Annotated in this window: 13 protein-coding genes; 11 read left to right on the top strand and 2 right to left on the bottom strand. The window is 43.6% G+C overall.

The genetic code is table 11. The features are described 5' to 3' along the window. Positions 1-544: 544 nt before the first annotated feature. The 11 genes from K245_RS0112770 to K245_RS28310 all read left to right on the top strand — a co-directional run bounded on the left by K245_RS0112770 (position 545) and on the right by K245_RS28310 (position 13335). Positions 545-970: an NIL domain-containing protein gene (locus K245_RS0112770; protein WP_027359581.1), complete on the top strand. Its 426-nt coding sequence runs from the start codon at positions 545-547 to the stop codon at positions 968-970. Between the two features lie 11 nt (positions 971-981). Continuing rightward, positions 982-2070, top strand: coding sequence for a tRNA 2-thiouridine(34) synthase MnmA (gene mnmA / locus K245_RS0112765; RefSeq protein ID WP_035277182.1), 1089 nt, complete (start codon positions 982-984; stop codon positions 2068-2070). Between the two features lie 33 nt (positions 2071-2103). Continuing rightward, positions 2104-3402: a tRNA (N(6)-L-threonylcarbamoyladenosine(37)-C(2))-methylthiotransferase MtaB gene (gene mtaB, locus K245_RS0112760; RefSeq protein WP_027359579.1), complete on the top strand. Its 1299-nt coding sequence runs from the start codon at positions 2104-2106 to the stop codon at positions 3400-3402. Positions 3403-3901: 499 nt separating this feature from the next. Then, positions 3902-4582, top strand: coding sequence for a 5'/3'-nucleotidase SurE (gene surE, locus K245_RS0112755; RefSeq protein ID WP_027359578.1), 681 nt, complete (start codon positions 3902-3904; stop codon positions 4580-4582). A gap of 3 nt (positions 4583-4585) precedes the next feature. Next, complete coding sequence (locus K245_RS0112750; protein WP_027359577.1) at positions 4586-4786, top strand: DUF2905 domain-containing protein; 201 nt, start codon at positions 4586-4588, stop codon at positions 4784-4786. A 13-nt stretch (positions 4787-4799) separates the two neighbouring features. Beyond that, positions 4800-5024, top strand: a complete 225-nt coding sequence (locus tag K245_RS0112745) for a hypothetical protein (protein WP_027359576.1) — start codon at positions 4800-4802, stop codon at positions 5022-5024. Between the two features lie 328 nt (positions 5025-5352). Continuing rightward, positions 5353-5928: a TetR/AcrR family transcriptional regulator gene (locus tag K245_RS0112740; protein WP_027359575.1), complete on the top strand. Its 576-nt coding sequence runs from the start codon at positions 5353-5355 to the stop codon at positions 5926-5928. A gap of 89 nt (positions 5929-6017) precedes the next feature. Continuing rightward, positions 6018-7289: an efflux RND transporter periplasmic adaptor subunit gene (locus K245_RS24360; protein WP_084156279.1), complete on the top strand. Its 1272-nt coding sequence runs from the start codon at positions 6018-6020 to the stop codon at positions 7287-7289. 15 nt (positions 7290-7304) lie between these two features. Then, positions 7305-10433, top strand: coding sequence for an efflux RND transporter permease subunit (locus tag K245_RS0112730; protein WP_027359574.1), 3129 nt, complete (start codon positions 7305-7307; stop codon positions 10431-10433). 243 nt (positions 10434-10676) lie between these two features. After that, on the top strand, positions 10677-12110 hold the full coding sequence (adeC, locus tag K245_RS0112725; RefSeq protein WP_035277181.1) for an AdeC/AdeK/OprM family multidrug efflux complex outer membrane factor: 1434 nt from the start codon (positions 10677-10679) through the stop codon (positions 12108-12110). Positions 12111-12483: 373 nt separating this feature from the next. Beyond that, positions 12484-13335, top strand: a complete 852-nt coding sequence (locus K245_RS28310) for a DUF1186 domain-containing protein (protein WP_232223824.1) — start codon at positions 12484-12486, stop codon at positions 13333-13335. Positions 13336-13548: 213 nt separating this feature from the next. Here the strand turns inward: K245_RS28310 and K245_RS0112715 are convergent, their stop codons facing one another. Then, positions 13549-13893 (bottom strand): hypothetical protein, encoded by a 345-nt coding sequence (locus tag K245_RS0112715; protein WP_027359571.1) that lies wholly within the window; start codon positions 13891-13893, stop codon positions 13549-13551. A gap of 46 nt (positions 13894-13939) precedes the next feature. Next, positions 13940-14910: IS66 family transposase (gene tnpC / locus K245_RS0112710; protein ID WP_027359570.1), on the bottom strand; the 971-nt coding region annotated here is incomplete at its 5' end.

Genomic DNA, 14910 nt, shown 5'->3' with positions numbered 1-14910 from the left:
AGTCCCCTCAAAAACTTTAAGTTTTTTTATGATCACAGCCCATTATTTAAATTATTGAAAGTTTTTGAGGAGCTTTTTCCAAAAAACGACCCACCGGAGGCAGCTTTTTAGATTTGAATATCAAATAGTTAGATATATACCCTTCTCCGCACTTAAGGGGAAAAGAGCCTGATTTTTTGATATTATAATATTATACTTGGATTAATGCAAAATATTGATCGTATAGATAATAGATTGTTATGACTTTTATGTTATGACTTTTATGTTATGACTTTTATTGACACGGTACTGTTTAAGTTGTGATAATGGTTCAGCTTGATGGACTCGCAAAAAGGCAAATATAAGCGCAATCGTCATGTCTGGCTTGATCCGGCTCCGGTATTTTCAGTTTTTTACGGACTCCGGCCTGCTTAGGAATGACTGAAACCCGAACTTTTTCCGCATTCATGAAGCTTACTTTATATTGAACTAAAAGTATAGACCTGCTCTCTGGATAATAAATCCTGAGTAAAGTCTGTAATAAATATTTTTCCGGAGGATTGTTTTGAACTCACAGATTTTGGTTTTAAGATTCCCTGCAAGCGAAACCCAGAAGCCGCTCGTTTGTCTTCTATCTAAGGATTTTGATCTGATTTTCAATATTTTGCACGCCCAGATCTTCCCTCGCAGGGAAGGGATAATGGTTCTTGAACTGTCCGGTGAAAAAGATAAGTTCAAAAGGGGAATTGATTTTTTGAAAGAGCAGGGCGTTGATATCCAGAAGGCTGAAAGCGAGGTTCTGCGGGATGAAGACAAATGCGTTCATTGCGGAGCATGCACAGCTGTCTGCCCGACCGGCGCACTTTATGCCCAGAGACCTGAAATGAATATAGTTTTTGACCAGAAGAAATGCAGCATATGTCAGCTTTGCGTGCCCACATGCCCAACAAGGGCAATGAGGATCACTTCAAAGGACGAGAATTTTTTCTGATTTTGGATTCCATGAACAATAAAATTGCGGTAGCTGTCAGTGGCGGAATTGATTCCCTTGTCGCGGCTTTTTTGATTAAAAGGCAGGGCTTTGACGTATTCGGGCTTCATTTTGTGACAGGATTTGAGGATAATCCGTCCATTGAAGAGGCCCAAGGGCATTATACCGTATTTCCAGGCGATGCCCGCCAAGAAACAGCCGGAATAAGAAGCATCTCAGATCAGCTCGGAATTCCTGTCCATGTGATTGACATAAGAAAGGAATTCCGGGTCTGGGTTTCGGATTATTTCTACAGGGCTTATCTATCTGGCTTAACGCCGAATCCTTGCATAGCATGTAACGCCAAAATAAAATTCGGGCTTATGATTGAAAAGGCGTCATTTTTTGGAGCCGGACATCTTGCCACAGGCCATTACGCCAGGGCGGAGATGTCAGGATATGGCTTGCCAATGCTTTTCAGCAGCACCGATACCGCAAAAGATCAGTCTTATTTCCTGTCCCTGGTTAGGAAAGAAGCCTTTGCAAAGGCTATTTTCCCGCTCTCTGGCCTCACCAAAAATGAAGTCAGACAAATTGCATCTGATAATGTTCTTGTTCCGCCTTTTTTAAAGGAAAGCCAGGATATCTGCTTTATCAAGAGCAGTTATGGAGATTTTATGGAGACACATCCTGGTTTTTCTGCAAGGCCAGGAGAAATTGTAAGTCCTGACGGTAAAAAAATAGGGACGCATAACGGACTCCACCTTTTTACCATAGGCCAGAGAAGGGGAATCAACTGTCCGGCCAAAGAGCCATATTACGTTCTTGATCTTGATATAGAGAATAATCGTCTTGTCGTAGGATTTAAAAAAGAGCTCTACAAAAAGAAAATGCTCGTAGATTCGATGAACTGGTTCAGGGAATTGAAAACTACAGATCAGAGGCTATCTGTCAAAATTAGATATGCCCATAAAGCAGCAGAAGCTGATGTAAGGATTATTGACAAGGATTCCTGCGAGGTCGTTTTCGATGAGCCACAGCTATCCATAACTCCTGGTCAGGCAGCTGTATTATATGACAGAGATGAAGTAATCGGAGGCGGGTTTATCCGTCGTTCTTGATTTGATAAGATGTACCATCAACAAAAAGGCTGTATGAAAAAGTTTGTGATAACCACCCTCGGATGCAGGGTAAATCAGTTTGAATCAGATTCCATAGCCTCTATTCTTAAAGGGCGGGGATGGGAAAAAGCAGGCAGAAGCGAAAAGGCTGATGTATGCATAATAAACACCTGCACCGTAACCGGAAAGGCATCAATGCAGTCGAGGCAGGCTATCAGGGCCAAGATCAGGGAGCACGAAGGAGCGACTGTAGTTGTAACGGGCTGTTATGCCCAGACCGAGGCTGAAGAAATTAAAAAGATTGAAGGCGTAACCCATGTTCTTGGTCAGAAAGAAAAGCAGCTTATTCCTGACCTCCTTGAGACCGGAGCAGCTCTTGACGAACTTAAAGCAAAAGGCCTGGGCGACTCTTTTTCTTGTCTTGTTCCGTCTATTTTTGAGGAAAGAACTAGGCCATACCTGAAAATTCAGGATGGTTGCGAAGCTTTCTGCACCTATTGCATTGTTCCTTATGCAAGGGGAAAAAGCAGGAGCATGGCTTTTGATGACGTTCTTTTAAATCTTCGCCGTATCAGGGACCAGGGCGCACAGGAAGCGGTTCTTACAGGAATTCATCTCGGTGCTTATGGCCATGACCTTGATCCGAAAACAAATCTTAAAAGCCTTCTTCAAAAAATAACGTCTTTGGACGACATGCCGAGAATCCGTCTCAGTTCCATTGAGCCAAGGGAGCTTGCTCCTGAAATCATAGAGCTTGCAGCATCGACAGATCGCATATGCCATCATTTTCATATACCTCTCCAAAGCGGCGATGCAGATATTCTAAAAAGGATGGGGCGGCCATACACACCCGAATATTTTGCTGGTCTTGTAAAATCCATTAATGAAAAACTCCCGTCCGCTGCCATAGGCGTTGATGTTCTGACAGGCTTCCCCGGAGAGACTGACGAGTTTTTCAGAAATACCTTCAATCTGCTTGAAAGCCTTCCCATAGCCTATGTCCATGCATTTCCATTCTCGCCGAGAAAAGGTACTCCCGCCGCAACATTCAAGGAACAGATCCATCCTGAAGTTATGAAGGCAAGATGCGCGGAAATACGAGAAATGGGCCAAAAAAAGAAAACCATGTTTTATGGGAATCACGTCGGAAAAACCCTTGATATGATGGTGGAAAGCAAAAGAGATAAAAAGACCGGAATGCTTAAAGGCATTTCAGGTAATTATATTTCCATGCTTGCCGAAGGCCCGGCAAAACATATGAATACCCTTGTCAGGGTCAAGGCTGTCGAAATAGGCGAACCAGGAAGCATGATCTGCCGGATTGAAGATTAAGCTGATTGATGATTTGTAACTATTCACCAGAATTGAAAAGCAATCTTTTTTATGAAAGGTCGCTTTTTTGAAAAAAAGCTTAGCAAAAAACTTATGGTTTTTATGGGGGGCGTTACTTCATCTTTAATCTGCAAGATGCTATCTTAAAATGTAGCAGATATCCTGAACAGGAGATAGACACCATAACCAGAAAGTTTTGGAAAACACCTTTTTTAAAAGGGTTTTTCCAAGGATAAATATCGCAAGCATCATAGTAACGATGTTTTTGATTAGTGAATTTTGATGGACTCGCAAAAAGTCCGATTACCTTCATTCCGGCTAAGGCCGGAATCCAGAGGCAATTGAAAATACAAAGATGCCGGAACAAGTCCGGCGTGACGTCGACGCATTTTTTTTGACTTTTTGCGACATTGTCAATTTTTAGTCTTAATTTTTAATATAGCCATTGCGATCAATAATCAGACTTCAATAATCAAAAATCCAGTTTGAGGTTATTATCTTGAAGATTGTTTTAACCAATGATGATGGAATAGACGCTCCTGGCCTTGAGGCTCTCAAAAAAGCCCTTGATGATGTTGGAGAAGTTATAATAGTTGCTCCTGAAAATGGGCAGTCCGGGATATCCCACAGGGTTACAATGCGCGAGCCTATCACCGTGAAGGAGCTTGACAAAAACAGATTTATGGTTGCAGGAACTCCAGCTGACTGCACAAGGCTGGCGCTGAAAATAATCGCTCCTGATGCTGACATGGTTTTTTCCGGGATAAACTTCGGTGCAAATCTTGGGACCGACGTTTATGTTTCAGGAACCGTGGCTGCTGCACGCGAGGCTGCTTTCATGGGGAAAAGGGCCGTGGCGCTTTCCCAGTATATAGGCGAAGGCAAAAAGCCAATGTGGGATGTGACTTCCAGATCAGCCTCGAAGCTTTTGGATTTCATTCTTGGGATAGACTTGAGTCATGGAACGTTTCTGAATATAAATCTTCCTTTTCAGGAAGACCATGAAACACCTGAGCCAAGATTTTGTGATCCTGATACGACCCCGTACAAACTGGATTTTATGGAGAAGGACGGTACTTTTATACTTTGTGACGTTATCCATTACAGGCCAAGAAAGCCTGGATTTGATATTGACATGTGTTTTTCAGGTTATGCGAGCGTAAGCAAAATAAGGATTTAAGCCATGCGTCAGATTCTAATAATCGCCGGATTGCTTATTTTTACTGCCGGTATTCTCTGGCCCTGGCTTGTTAAGATTCCTTTTGGCAGGCTGCCTGGAGATATATCCATAAACAGGCCTGGTTTCAGTTTCTATTTTCCTGTTATGACAATGATCATAATCAGCGCTGTTATTTCATTTTTGATGTGGATTTTGAGAAAATAAGTGGGAGAGCTTTATGAAAATTTTTAAAATAATGATTTGTTCATGTCTTTTTATGCTTGTGGTTTCAGCCATAGGATGCAGTAAAAAAGAAGTCTACGAGGGAATATATGAAGGCATGAACAGAAGTCAGGACAGGGAAATGAAAGATAGCCCCGCAAAAAAACAGACCGAGCCGCAGCAGCCCATGAGTTTTGACAGATACCAGCAGGAGAGGAAGCTTCTCATAGAAAAAGAATAAATTTCAGTCAGGTTGTATAGTCTTGGTGGTCTCGCAAAAAGTCAAAAAAGGGCGGGTGTTATCATGCCGGACTTGATTAGGCATTATTATATTTTCAAATGCTTCTGGATTACAGCCTGCACCGGAATGACTATAATTTGACTTCTTGCGACTTTGTCATATTTGAAGGCCACTTCTTAGTGTGGTGCTGCTGATTTCCTTGGGCTATCACATCAAAAAGGCAATTTTTAAGGTGGCATAAAAAACGAGGTGTAAAAAATATTGACACATAAAAATCCGTGTTCTATTTTACGAGTGAATGTTCATTCCGTAATTAAGAAAGGTCAATATGTGTAAACCTGACAAAAGAGAAGAAATTGTGAAAGCTGCCATGGAACTCATTGCAGAAAACGGCTTTCATGGCGCTCCCATGGCCCTGATTGCAGAAAAGGCCGGTGTTGGCGCCGGTACTATTTACAGGTATTTTGAAAATAAGGATGTGCTTATTTGGGAGCTTTATCATGATCTTGACGAAAGATTCAAAAGTTATCTTATGGCCGATTATCCTGAAGGCAGACCTGTTAGGGAGTGTTTTTTTTATATTGGCAGAATGATGATAAAATATCTGAAAAATAACCCCCTTGATTTCAAATACAGCGAGCAATTTCATAATTCTCCTTATGGCGTTGAATTCAGAAGAAACAAGATTTTCAACTTTTCAGGAAAATATGATTTCTGCCGTGATATTTATGAAAAAGGCAGGGAACAGCAGGTAATTAAGGATGTGCCTATGCCAATATTTTTTGATCTTGCTTTTGCCCCTTTTATCTGGGCTTTGAGGGATCATCTTCTTGGTTTTGTTGATCTTGATGATGAGCTTTCAAATATATTGGTCTCTTCATGTTGGGATAGCGTAAAAATGTAGTGATGTTTTCAAATGGGAATGAACGTTCATTCCTATTTCGGGTTTAATGATCCATGCGGATATTTATTACAATATAATTAAGGTGCCTTATGCAGAAAAATGAAAGAATCAGCTTGATTGCCGCAGTTTTACTGGCTGCGTTTGCCTTTTCAGCGACTGGTTGCGGTAAACCCAAAGATGGCGGTGGGCCTCCACAGGGAAAAGGTGCTCCTCCTGAGGTTTCTGTTGTTGAAATAAAGTCGGAACAAGTTGCCATAACCACGGAACTTTCCGGCAGAACATCTGCTTTTCTGATTGCAGAAGTAAGACCCCAGGTTGGTGGAATAATCCAGAAAAGACTTTTTACTGAAGGCGCTGAAGTCAAGGAAGGCGACGTACTCTATCAGATTGATCCGGCTCTTTTCAAGGCTGCATATGAAAGCGCAAAAGCTGCCCTTGCCAAGGCTGAGGCAAATGTTCCTCCTGCAAGGTACAAGGCTGAGAGATATAAAGAACTTGTTGCTGCAAGGGCGATAAGTAAACAGGAGTTTGATGAGGCTGATTCTGCCTTTAAAAAGGCGGAGGCTGATGTCGAAGCGTCAAAGGCTGAAATGGAGAAGGCTCGTATAAACCTAGAATATTCAAGCATCAAGGCTCCTATTTCAGGACGCATAGGGCGTTCGTCAGTTACTACAGGCGCTCTTGTTACTGCAAATCAGGCCACTGCCCTTGCGACTATTCAGAAATTGGACCAGGTATATGTTGATGTAACCCAGACCAGCGCAAGCCTTTTACGCCTTAAAAAAAATATGGAAAGCGGCCTTATTAAAAAGGATTCGGCAAATCAGGCAAAGGTTAAGCTTGTTCTTGAAGATGGTACTCCCTATCCCCAGGAAGGAGCCCTTAAATTTTCTGATGTAACTGTTGATACCGGAACTGGCTCCATAATTCTTCGTTCAGTATTCCCCAATCCTAAAATGACTCTTCTTCCTGGAATGTATGTCAGAGCCTTGATTGAGGAGGGAATAAATGAAAATGCCATTCTCGTTCCCCAGCAGGGAGTTACAAGGAATTCCAAGGGCGAGGCCACTTCAATGGTTGTAAATGCTGAAGGAAAAGTTGAAGTCAGAGAACTTAAAATTGACAGGGCTGTAGGCAGTAAGTGGATTGTGAGTGAAGGCCTCAAGGCTGGAGACAAAGTTATTGTTGAAGGTCTGCAAAAGGCTCGACCTGGAGACTTGGTAAAAACAATTCCTTTTGGCGAAAAGGTTGAAGCCCAAAAGAATCAGGCAGGCCAAGTAGACCAAGTAGATCAGGCTGGTTCTCAGGCACAAAAGGCTTCCAAAAAACCTGAAAAAGCAGCAACCGGCGCAGGGAAATAAAGAAGGAGTTCTCTAATGTCCCATTTTTTTATAAACAGACCCATTTTTGCGTGGGTAATAGCAATAATAATCATGCTCTCAGGTGCTCTGGCCATCAAGCAGCTGCCGATTGCCCAGTATCCTGCTATTGCTCCGCCTGAAATTGCCATTACGGCAATATATCCAGGAGCATCTGCAAAAACCCTTGAAAACACAGTTACCCAGGTTATCGAGCAGAAAATGAACGGCATCGACAACCTGAGATACATGACCTCAAACAGCGATTCCTCAGGAATTGTGACAATAACACTTACATTTGACGCAGGAACAGATCCGAACATTGCCCAGGTTCAGGTGCAGAACAAGCTTCAGCTTGCTACGCCTCTCCTTCCCCAGGTAGTCCAGCAGCAGGGCGTACAGGTTACAAAGTCCACCAAGAACTTTCTGATGGTAATAGGCTTTGTGTCTGAAGACGGCAGCATGAGCCGTTATGACCTGAGTGATTATGTTGCTGCAAATATTCAGGATGTTTTAAGCCGTTTAGAAGGCGTCGGTGAGTTTCTCCTTTTTGGTTCACAGTATGCCATGAGAATATGGCTCGATCCTGATGGCCTTAAAAGTTTCAGTCTTACACCGGCAGATGTGAAAGCTGCAATAAAAGCCCAGAACGTTCAGGTATCATCAGGCCAGCTTGGCGGAACTCCATCAGTCGACGATCAGCAGCTGAATGCGACCATAACCGCCCAGACTCTGCTTCAGACTCCGGAACAGTTCGGGAACATTATCTTAAAGACAAGGACAGACGGATCTGCCGTAAAGTTGCGTGATGTGGCCAGGATAGAGCTTGGAAGCGAAAACTATGACGCAGTGGCCCGTTTCAACGGAAAACCTGCAGCAGGTATCGCTCTCAAGCTGGCATCCAATTCAAACGCCCTTGCAACCGCAAAAATAGTAAAAGACAAGGTCGCAGAACTGTCGAAATTCTTCCCTCCTGGGATGAAAGCAGTTTATCCTTATGATACTACTCCGTTTGTAAAAATTTCTATCGAAGAAGTTATCATAACCCTTGCAGAAGCGATTCTGCTCGTATTTCTGGTAATGTATCTGTTTTTGCAGAATTTCAGGGCAACGCTTATTCCGACAATTGCGGTTCCTGTAGTTCTTCTTGGGACATTTGCGGTTTTAAAGGCCTGCGGTTTTTCCATAAATACCCTGACCATGTTTGCCATGGTTCTGGCCATAGGTCTTCTTGTTGACGATGCCATTGTTGTTGTTGAAAACGTGGAGCGAGTGATGTCCGAAGAAGGACTTTCTCCCAAGGAAGCAACAAGAAAATCAATGAACCAGATTACAGGCGCTCTGGTTGGTATTGCCCTTGTTCTTTCAGCGGTTTTCGTTCCTATGGCATTTTTCGGTGGCTCCACAGGCGTAATTTACCGCCAGTTTTCCATAACGATTGTTTCTTCCATGCTTCTTTCAGTAGTTGTTGCCCTTGTTCTTACTCCGGCTCTTTGCGCCACAATGCTGAAACCTGTCACAAAGGGTCACAGCATATCTGAAGGCGGCTGGTTTTCGGGATTTTTTACATGGTTCAACAGGGTTTTTGACTCGAGCAGCAGGAAATATCAGTCGACAGTTGACAGGATGCTCGGAAAGACAAAACGCTATCTTGTAATATATCTGATAATACTCTTAGGCATGGGTTATCTTTTCCTTAGAATGCCCACATCTTTCCTCCCAGATGAGGATCAGGGGATGCTGTTTTCAATAATCCAGCTTCCAGTTGGGGCTACCCAGGAAAGAACTATAAAAGTTCTTGAGCAGGTTGAGCATCATTATCTTGAAGAACAGAAAGAGGCGGTAAACGGCCTTTTTACCGTCGCAGGATTCAGCTACGCTGGCCGTGGCCAAAATACTGGTATCGCTTTTGTTCAGCTTAAAGACTGGAGCGTGCGTAAAAGACCTGATCTAAAGGTATGGGCCGTGGCAGGAAAAGCTATGGCTGCATTTTCAAAAATTAAGGATGCCATGGTTTTTGCATTTCCTCCGCCAGCTGTTCTGGAACTTGGAAACGCGACAGGCTTTGACTTTCAGCTCCAGGACAGGGCCGGTCTTGGCCATGAAAAACTGATGGAGGCCAGAAACCAGCTTCTTGGAATGGCTGCACAGAATCCTGTTCTTATGGCTGTAAGACCAAATGGTCAGGATGATACGCCTCAGTACAAGCTTGATATTGATTATGAAAGGGCAGGGGCTCTTGGGCTTACCATTGCAGATATCACAGATACACTTTCAACTGCCTGGGGAAGCTCATATATTAATGACTTTCTGGACAAGGGCCGTATCAAGAAGGTTTACATGCAGGCTGATGCCAGATTCCGCATGACGCCGGAGGATCTAAATAAATGGCACATAAGGAACAAAGCCGGAGAAATGGTTCCTTTTTCGGCATTTGCGACAGCCAGCTGGACATACGGATCTCCGAGACTCGAACGCTATAACGGTATGCCTTCAAGGGAAATTCTCGGTCAGCCAGCTCCAGGAAAAAGTTCGGGTGACGCGATGAAGGCAATGGAAGAAATGGCAGCAAAGCTTCCTCCTGGCATTGGCTACGAATGGACAGGCCTTTCATATCAGGAAAGAATGTCCGGCTCCCAGGCTCCGGCTCTTTACGCAATCTCGCTGGTTGTGGTTTTTCTTTGCCTTGCGGCGCTTTACGAAAGCTGGGCCATTCCATTTTCAGTAATGCTTGTTGTTCCGCTTGGAATTATTGGAGCGCTTATTGCTGCGACAATGCGCGGACTTTCCAATGACGTTTATTTTCAGGTTGGACTTCTTACAACCATTGGTCTTTCTGCCAAGAACGCCATTCTGATTGTCGAGTTTGCAAAAGAGCAGATGGAGCACGGAGTTGGTCTCATTGATGCGACTCTTGAAGCTGTCAGACTTAGATTAAGGCCCATTCTCATGACATCCCTTGCATTCATACTCGGCGTTCTTCCTCTTGTTACGACAAAAGGAGCAGGGTCAGGCAGCCAGAATGCCATAGGAACCGGAGTTATGGGCGGTATGATTTCCGCCACTGTACTTGCAATTTTCTTTGTTCCTATATTCTTTGTTGTAGTAAGGAAAGTATTTAAGGCCAAACCAAAGGACGATGAATAAAACGTAAGGGATTGTTGATTTTGGATTGGCGGTTTTTTAAACCGCCAATGTTTTAATCATAAATACATAAAGTTTTTTGCGGAGCTTTTTTAAAAAAAGCACCCGCCGGAGGCATAAAGTTGACGTCGGATTACGAGCAAATAACGATTTAATCCGACCTACGAATCGGCCTTTTTTGACGCAAATTGACCATATATAAAGCGTGTTTAATAAGAAACAGTCTATCTGGAGGACTTGAGCATAATGAAAAAAGCAGGTTTGATTTTTTTGTCCGCATTATTCTGCATGAGCAGCTTCATTGCGGGCTGTAGCCTTGCACCTGAATACAAGAGGCCTGATTCTCCTGTTTCCGATTCATGGCCCAAGGGCGAAGCATATAAGGGTATTGAGTCAGTAAATGCTAAAATGCCGGCGTCTGATATCAAATGGAAGGATTTTCTTGTAAATGATCAGCTTCAGAAGGTTGTTGAGCTGAGTCTGAAAAACAATCGTGACCTGAGGGTTGCTGCGCTGAATATAGAGAAAACAAGGGCGCTATACCAAATCCAGAGGTCCGAGCTTTTTCCCAATGTAAAGAGTACGGCCAGCAAGTTCACACAGGGGCTGCCAGAAACCCTTTCAGGGGTAAAGGATGATTCGGTTACAACCCAGTATACATTTAATGTTGGAATAAGCTCCTATGAGCTTGACATGTTCGGCAGGATAGCCAGCTTGAAGGACAAAGCTCTTGAGCAGTATCTTGCAACTGAACAGGCCCGTTCCAGCGCCCAGATAAGTCTTGTGGCAGAAGTAACGGCTGAATGGCTGACGCTTGCCGCAGACCATGAACGCCTGAAGCTTGCTAAAGACACATTAAAGGCTCAGCAGGAAACATATGACATGATAAAACGCAGATTTGAAGTAGGGGCGTCTTCAGAACTCGATCTGCGCCAGGTTCAGACCCGTGTCGAAGCGGCAAAAATTGATATTGCCAGATATACAGGCAAAGTTGCCCAGGATGAAAATGCCCTGATTCTGCTTGTCGGATCTCCCGTGCCTGCCGATCTCATGCCTTCAGAACTTGGTACAATAGAGTCAAAATCCGGGGCTTTAAAAGATGTAAAGGCTGGTCTATCATCTGACGTGCTTCTTAAAAGGCCTGATATTCTTTCTGCCGAAAACCAGCTTAAAGCTGCCAATGCGAATATAGGAGCTGCAAGGGCGGCTTTTTTTCCTAAAATTTCCATTACAGGTACTTATGGAGTAGCCAGCGGACAGTTGAGTGATCTGTTTTCAAGCAGTCAGGCCTGGACCTTTTCTCCCCAGATAAGCGTTCCTATTTTTGACGGTGGATTGAACCAGGCAAATCTTGAGGCTGCCGAGGCAGATCAGAAAATAGCTGTGGCAAAATATGAAAAGACAATCCAGACAGCTTTCAGAGAAGTTGCTGACGCCCTTGCTCAAAGGGGAACTGTGGATGATCAGATGAAGGCCCAGAAATCATTTCTTGAGGCGACTTCAGAGAGCTATCGTTTGTCTGACGCCAGATACAAAAGCGGAATAGACAGCTATCTTAATGTGCTTGATGCCCAGAGATCCCTATACAGCGCCCAGCAGTCAATGATCGACGTGAGGCTTCAGAAACTGTCGAATATGGTAACTCTTTACAAAGTTCTCGGCGGCGGTGCTGTGGATTAGAAATGTAAATAAAACGATTTTCGTCATTTCTGTGAAGGCCTGAATCCAGAAGTATCTGAAAATACAAAGATACCGAATTAATTCCGGCATGACGCGAAGCCCTTTTTTGACTTTTTGCGAGACCATCAGGGAAATATCTTTTTAAGGTGTTTCCCTGATTTTTTTTATAATTCTCAATATTATTCTGGAGATAAAGAGTTTTATGAAATATTAATCGAATAAAAGTTTGATGGACTCGCAAAAAGTCCGATTCTCGTCATTCCGGCGAAGGCCTGAATCCAGAAGTATTTGAAATACAAAGATGCCGGATCAAGTCGGGCATGACGGAGAAGCCTTTTTTTGACCTTGTCAAGTTTAACCTTACAGGACTAAAATGATGAAAAATATATACTTACCCCCCGTGGATGTCCTGCTTACTCATGGAGAAAAAGACCTTGAAGATGACTGGATGGACTACACTCAGTTCGGAATAACAGAAGAGCATATTCCGGAGCTTATTAAAATGGCCACAGACGAGGAGCTTCTTGATGCCGAAGCTGGAACTGCTGAAATTTGGGCTACGGTGCATGCCTGCAGGGCGCTTGGACAACTTAAGGCTGCCGATGCGGTAGAGCCTCTTATTTCACTGATCTACAGGATTGATGAATTTGACGATGAGTGGATGGGAAATGATTTTCTTCAGGTTTTTCCTCTGATCGGGAAACCCTCCCTGGACCCGCTTAAAAAATACCTTGCCGATCCCCATAATAATACATACGGAAGGGTTAGAGCGGCCGAATACATAGAGTATATAGGTCTTAAAAATCTGGAGCTTAAAGATGAATGCACAAATATCATTGCTGCCCAACTTGATAAATGCATGCTTAATGATGAATACCTGAATGGGATACTGGTGTCGTTATTAATGGATGTGAATGCGACAGACAAAATTGATATAATCAGGAACGCTTATATCAATGAAAGAGTCGATGACTCTATCTGCGGAGATCTTGAAGATGTTGAGATAGCATTTGGGATGAGAACTGAAAGAGCCACAGAGAGGAAGTCCTTTTTTAGTTTTATGGAAGACTCGGACGACGAGGAATCTGATTATGATCATGACAACTTGGGCTTTATTCCTCAATCATCTCCTTCTGCACCGATAATCAAGCCTGAAAAGATAGGCAGGAATGAACCCTGTCCGTGCGGAAGTGGTAAAAAATACAAAAAATGCTGTCTTAAATAAAAATGTAGGTCGGATTAGAGCGTCCTTTGCTCATAATCCGACACCATGATTTTCGATTTTAGAATTTGGTTTTATGATTGATGCATGTAGGCCAACATTCCATTAAGCACCAATCATAAATCGAAAATGCCTTGACTTTGGCGGGTCTTTTTTCCATGCACAGTTACAAGTCAAGGGAATGTTTTGTGGCAGGACTGCCACGCCCACAGTCTGCTATAGTTTTTCCCTTACCCTTGCTTCCACAGCGTTTATTCTGTCAATCAGAATAACAGCGTCGTAGAATTCCTTCTGGGATATTTTTTCAAGATGAAGAATCCCATTTTTTGCGTCTTTAACGATTCCTGTGATTGCCTGGCCGGATGAAAGAGTGACGGTCACTGGCTTACCCTTGAAAGCAAGCAGATTGTCAACAATGGGGATGGTGTTCAACTGAACTGAAGCAGATCCAGCGCCTCCCTCCGCAGAAAAGCTTTTTGCAGGAAATGATGCCCCTGTCATTGCGAGAATAATAAAAAAGAATAATGCTGTCATGAGACTGTTTTTTTGCATGGTCTTCATTTTTTTCTCCTTGCTGATTATGGTTGATAAGTAAGCATCCAGCCAACTACGTGGAAATTTGTGATGTGACAGATATAGGGAGCAAAGCTCTATAATCCTCTTCATTCTGCGCGAGTGGTATTTTTTCGAAGATGAGTTTAAGATATGCATACGGCTCGAGCTTTGCTGCTTTTGCAGATTCGACAAGACTGTAAAGAACAGATGAAGCATGGGCTCCGTTGGGATGTCCTGAGAAGAGCCAGTTCTTTCTTCCGACCACGAAAGGCCTTATCGCGTTTTCAGCGGCATTGTTGTCAGGCTTGAGATTGCCGTCCTCAATATATTTTATCAGTCTGTCCCAGTTCGAAAGAGTGTAATTTAAAGCCCGGCCAAGCAGGCTTGAAGGAGGCGTCTGGGGCGATCTTTTATCCAGCCAGTTCTTGAAATCATCAAGGACAGGTTTTGATTTTTGCTGGCGAAGTTCAAATATTTCTTCGGCAGAAAGATTTTTATCCGTTGCCTCGCGTTCTATTCTGTAGAGTTTTTGAATATAGGCGAGGGCCTGCTCAGGGCTACCGGCCTTGCCTTTGTCTTTCTTGGGCCTTGCGTCGATGACTTTTATGAAATAGCGACGAGCGTGGCTGAAACAACCAAGAAGCTTTATGCCAAGGTCTTTTTCAAGACAATCGTAACCGGCATAGCCGTCGGTCTGGCAATAACCGCTATAGCCCTCTACAAAATCCTTGGCCACAGTGCCTGATCTCGTGGGAGAGTACTGATAAATAACAGAAGGCGATTCAGGAGGGCCGCCCCTGAAAACCCACATATATGATTTTGCCTGATCAGATCTGCCCGGTTCCTTCAGAACCTGAAGGGTGGTCTCGTCAATGTTGATGCATGGCCCGGAGAGTATCTCTTTTCTCAGGAGTTCGATTATCGGCCTGCATCTTTCAGCTACCTGAACCATCCATGAAGCCAGGGTCGAAACAGGAATATCTACTCCAATTCTGGCGAAGATCTTTGACTGACGATAAAGCG

Origin of the sequence: Desulforegula conservatrix Mb1Pa, assembly GCF_000426225.1 — a bacterium.
In the GTDB taxonomy this organism is placed as follows: domain Bacteria; phylum Desulfobacterota; class Desulfobacteria; order Desulfobacterales; family Desulforegulaceae; genus Desulforegula; species Desulforegula conservatrix.
Note: the sequence above shows the minus strand (reverse complement) of the source record. Positions and strands in the feature narration are given on the sequence as shown.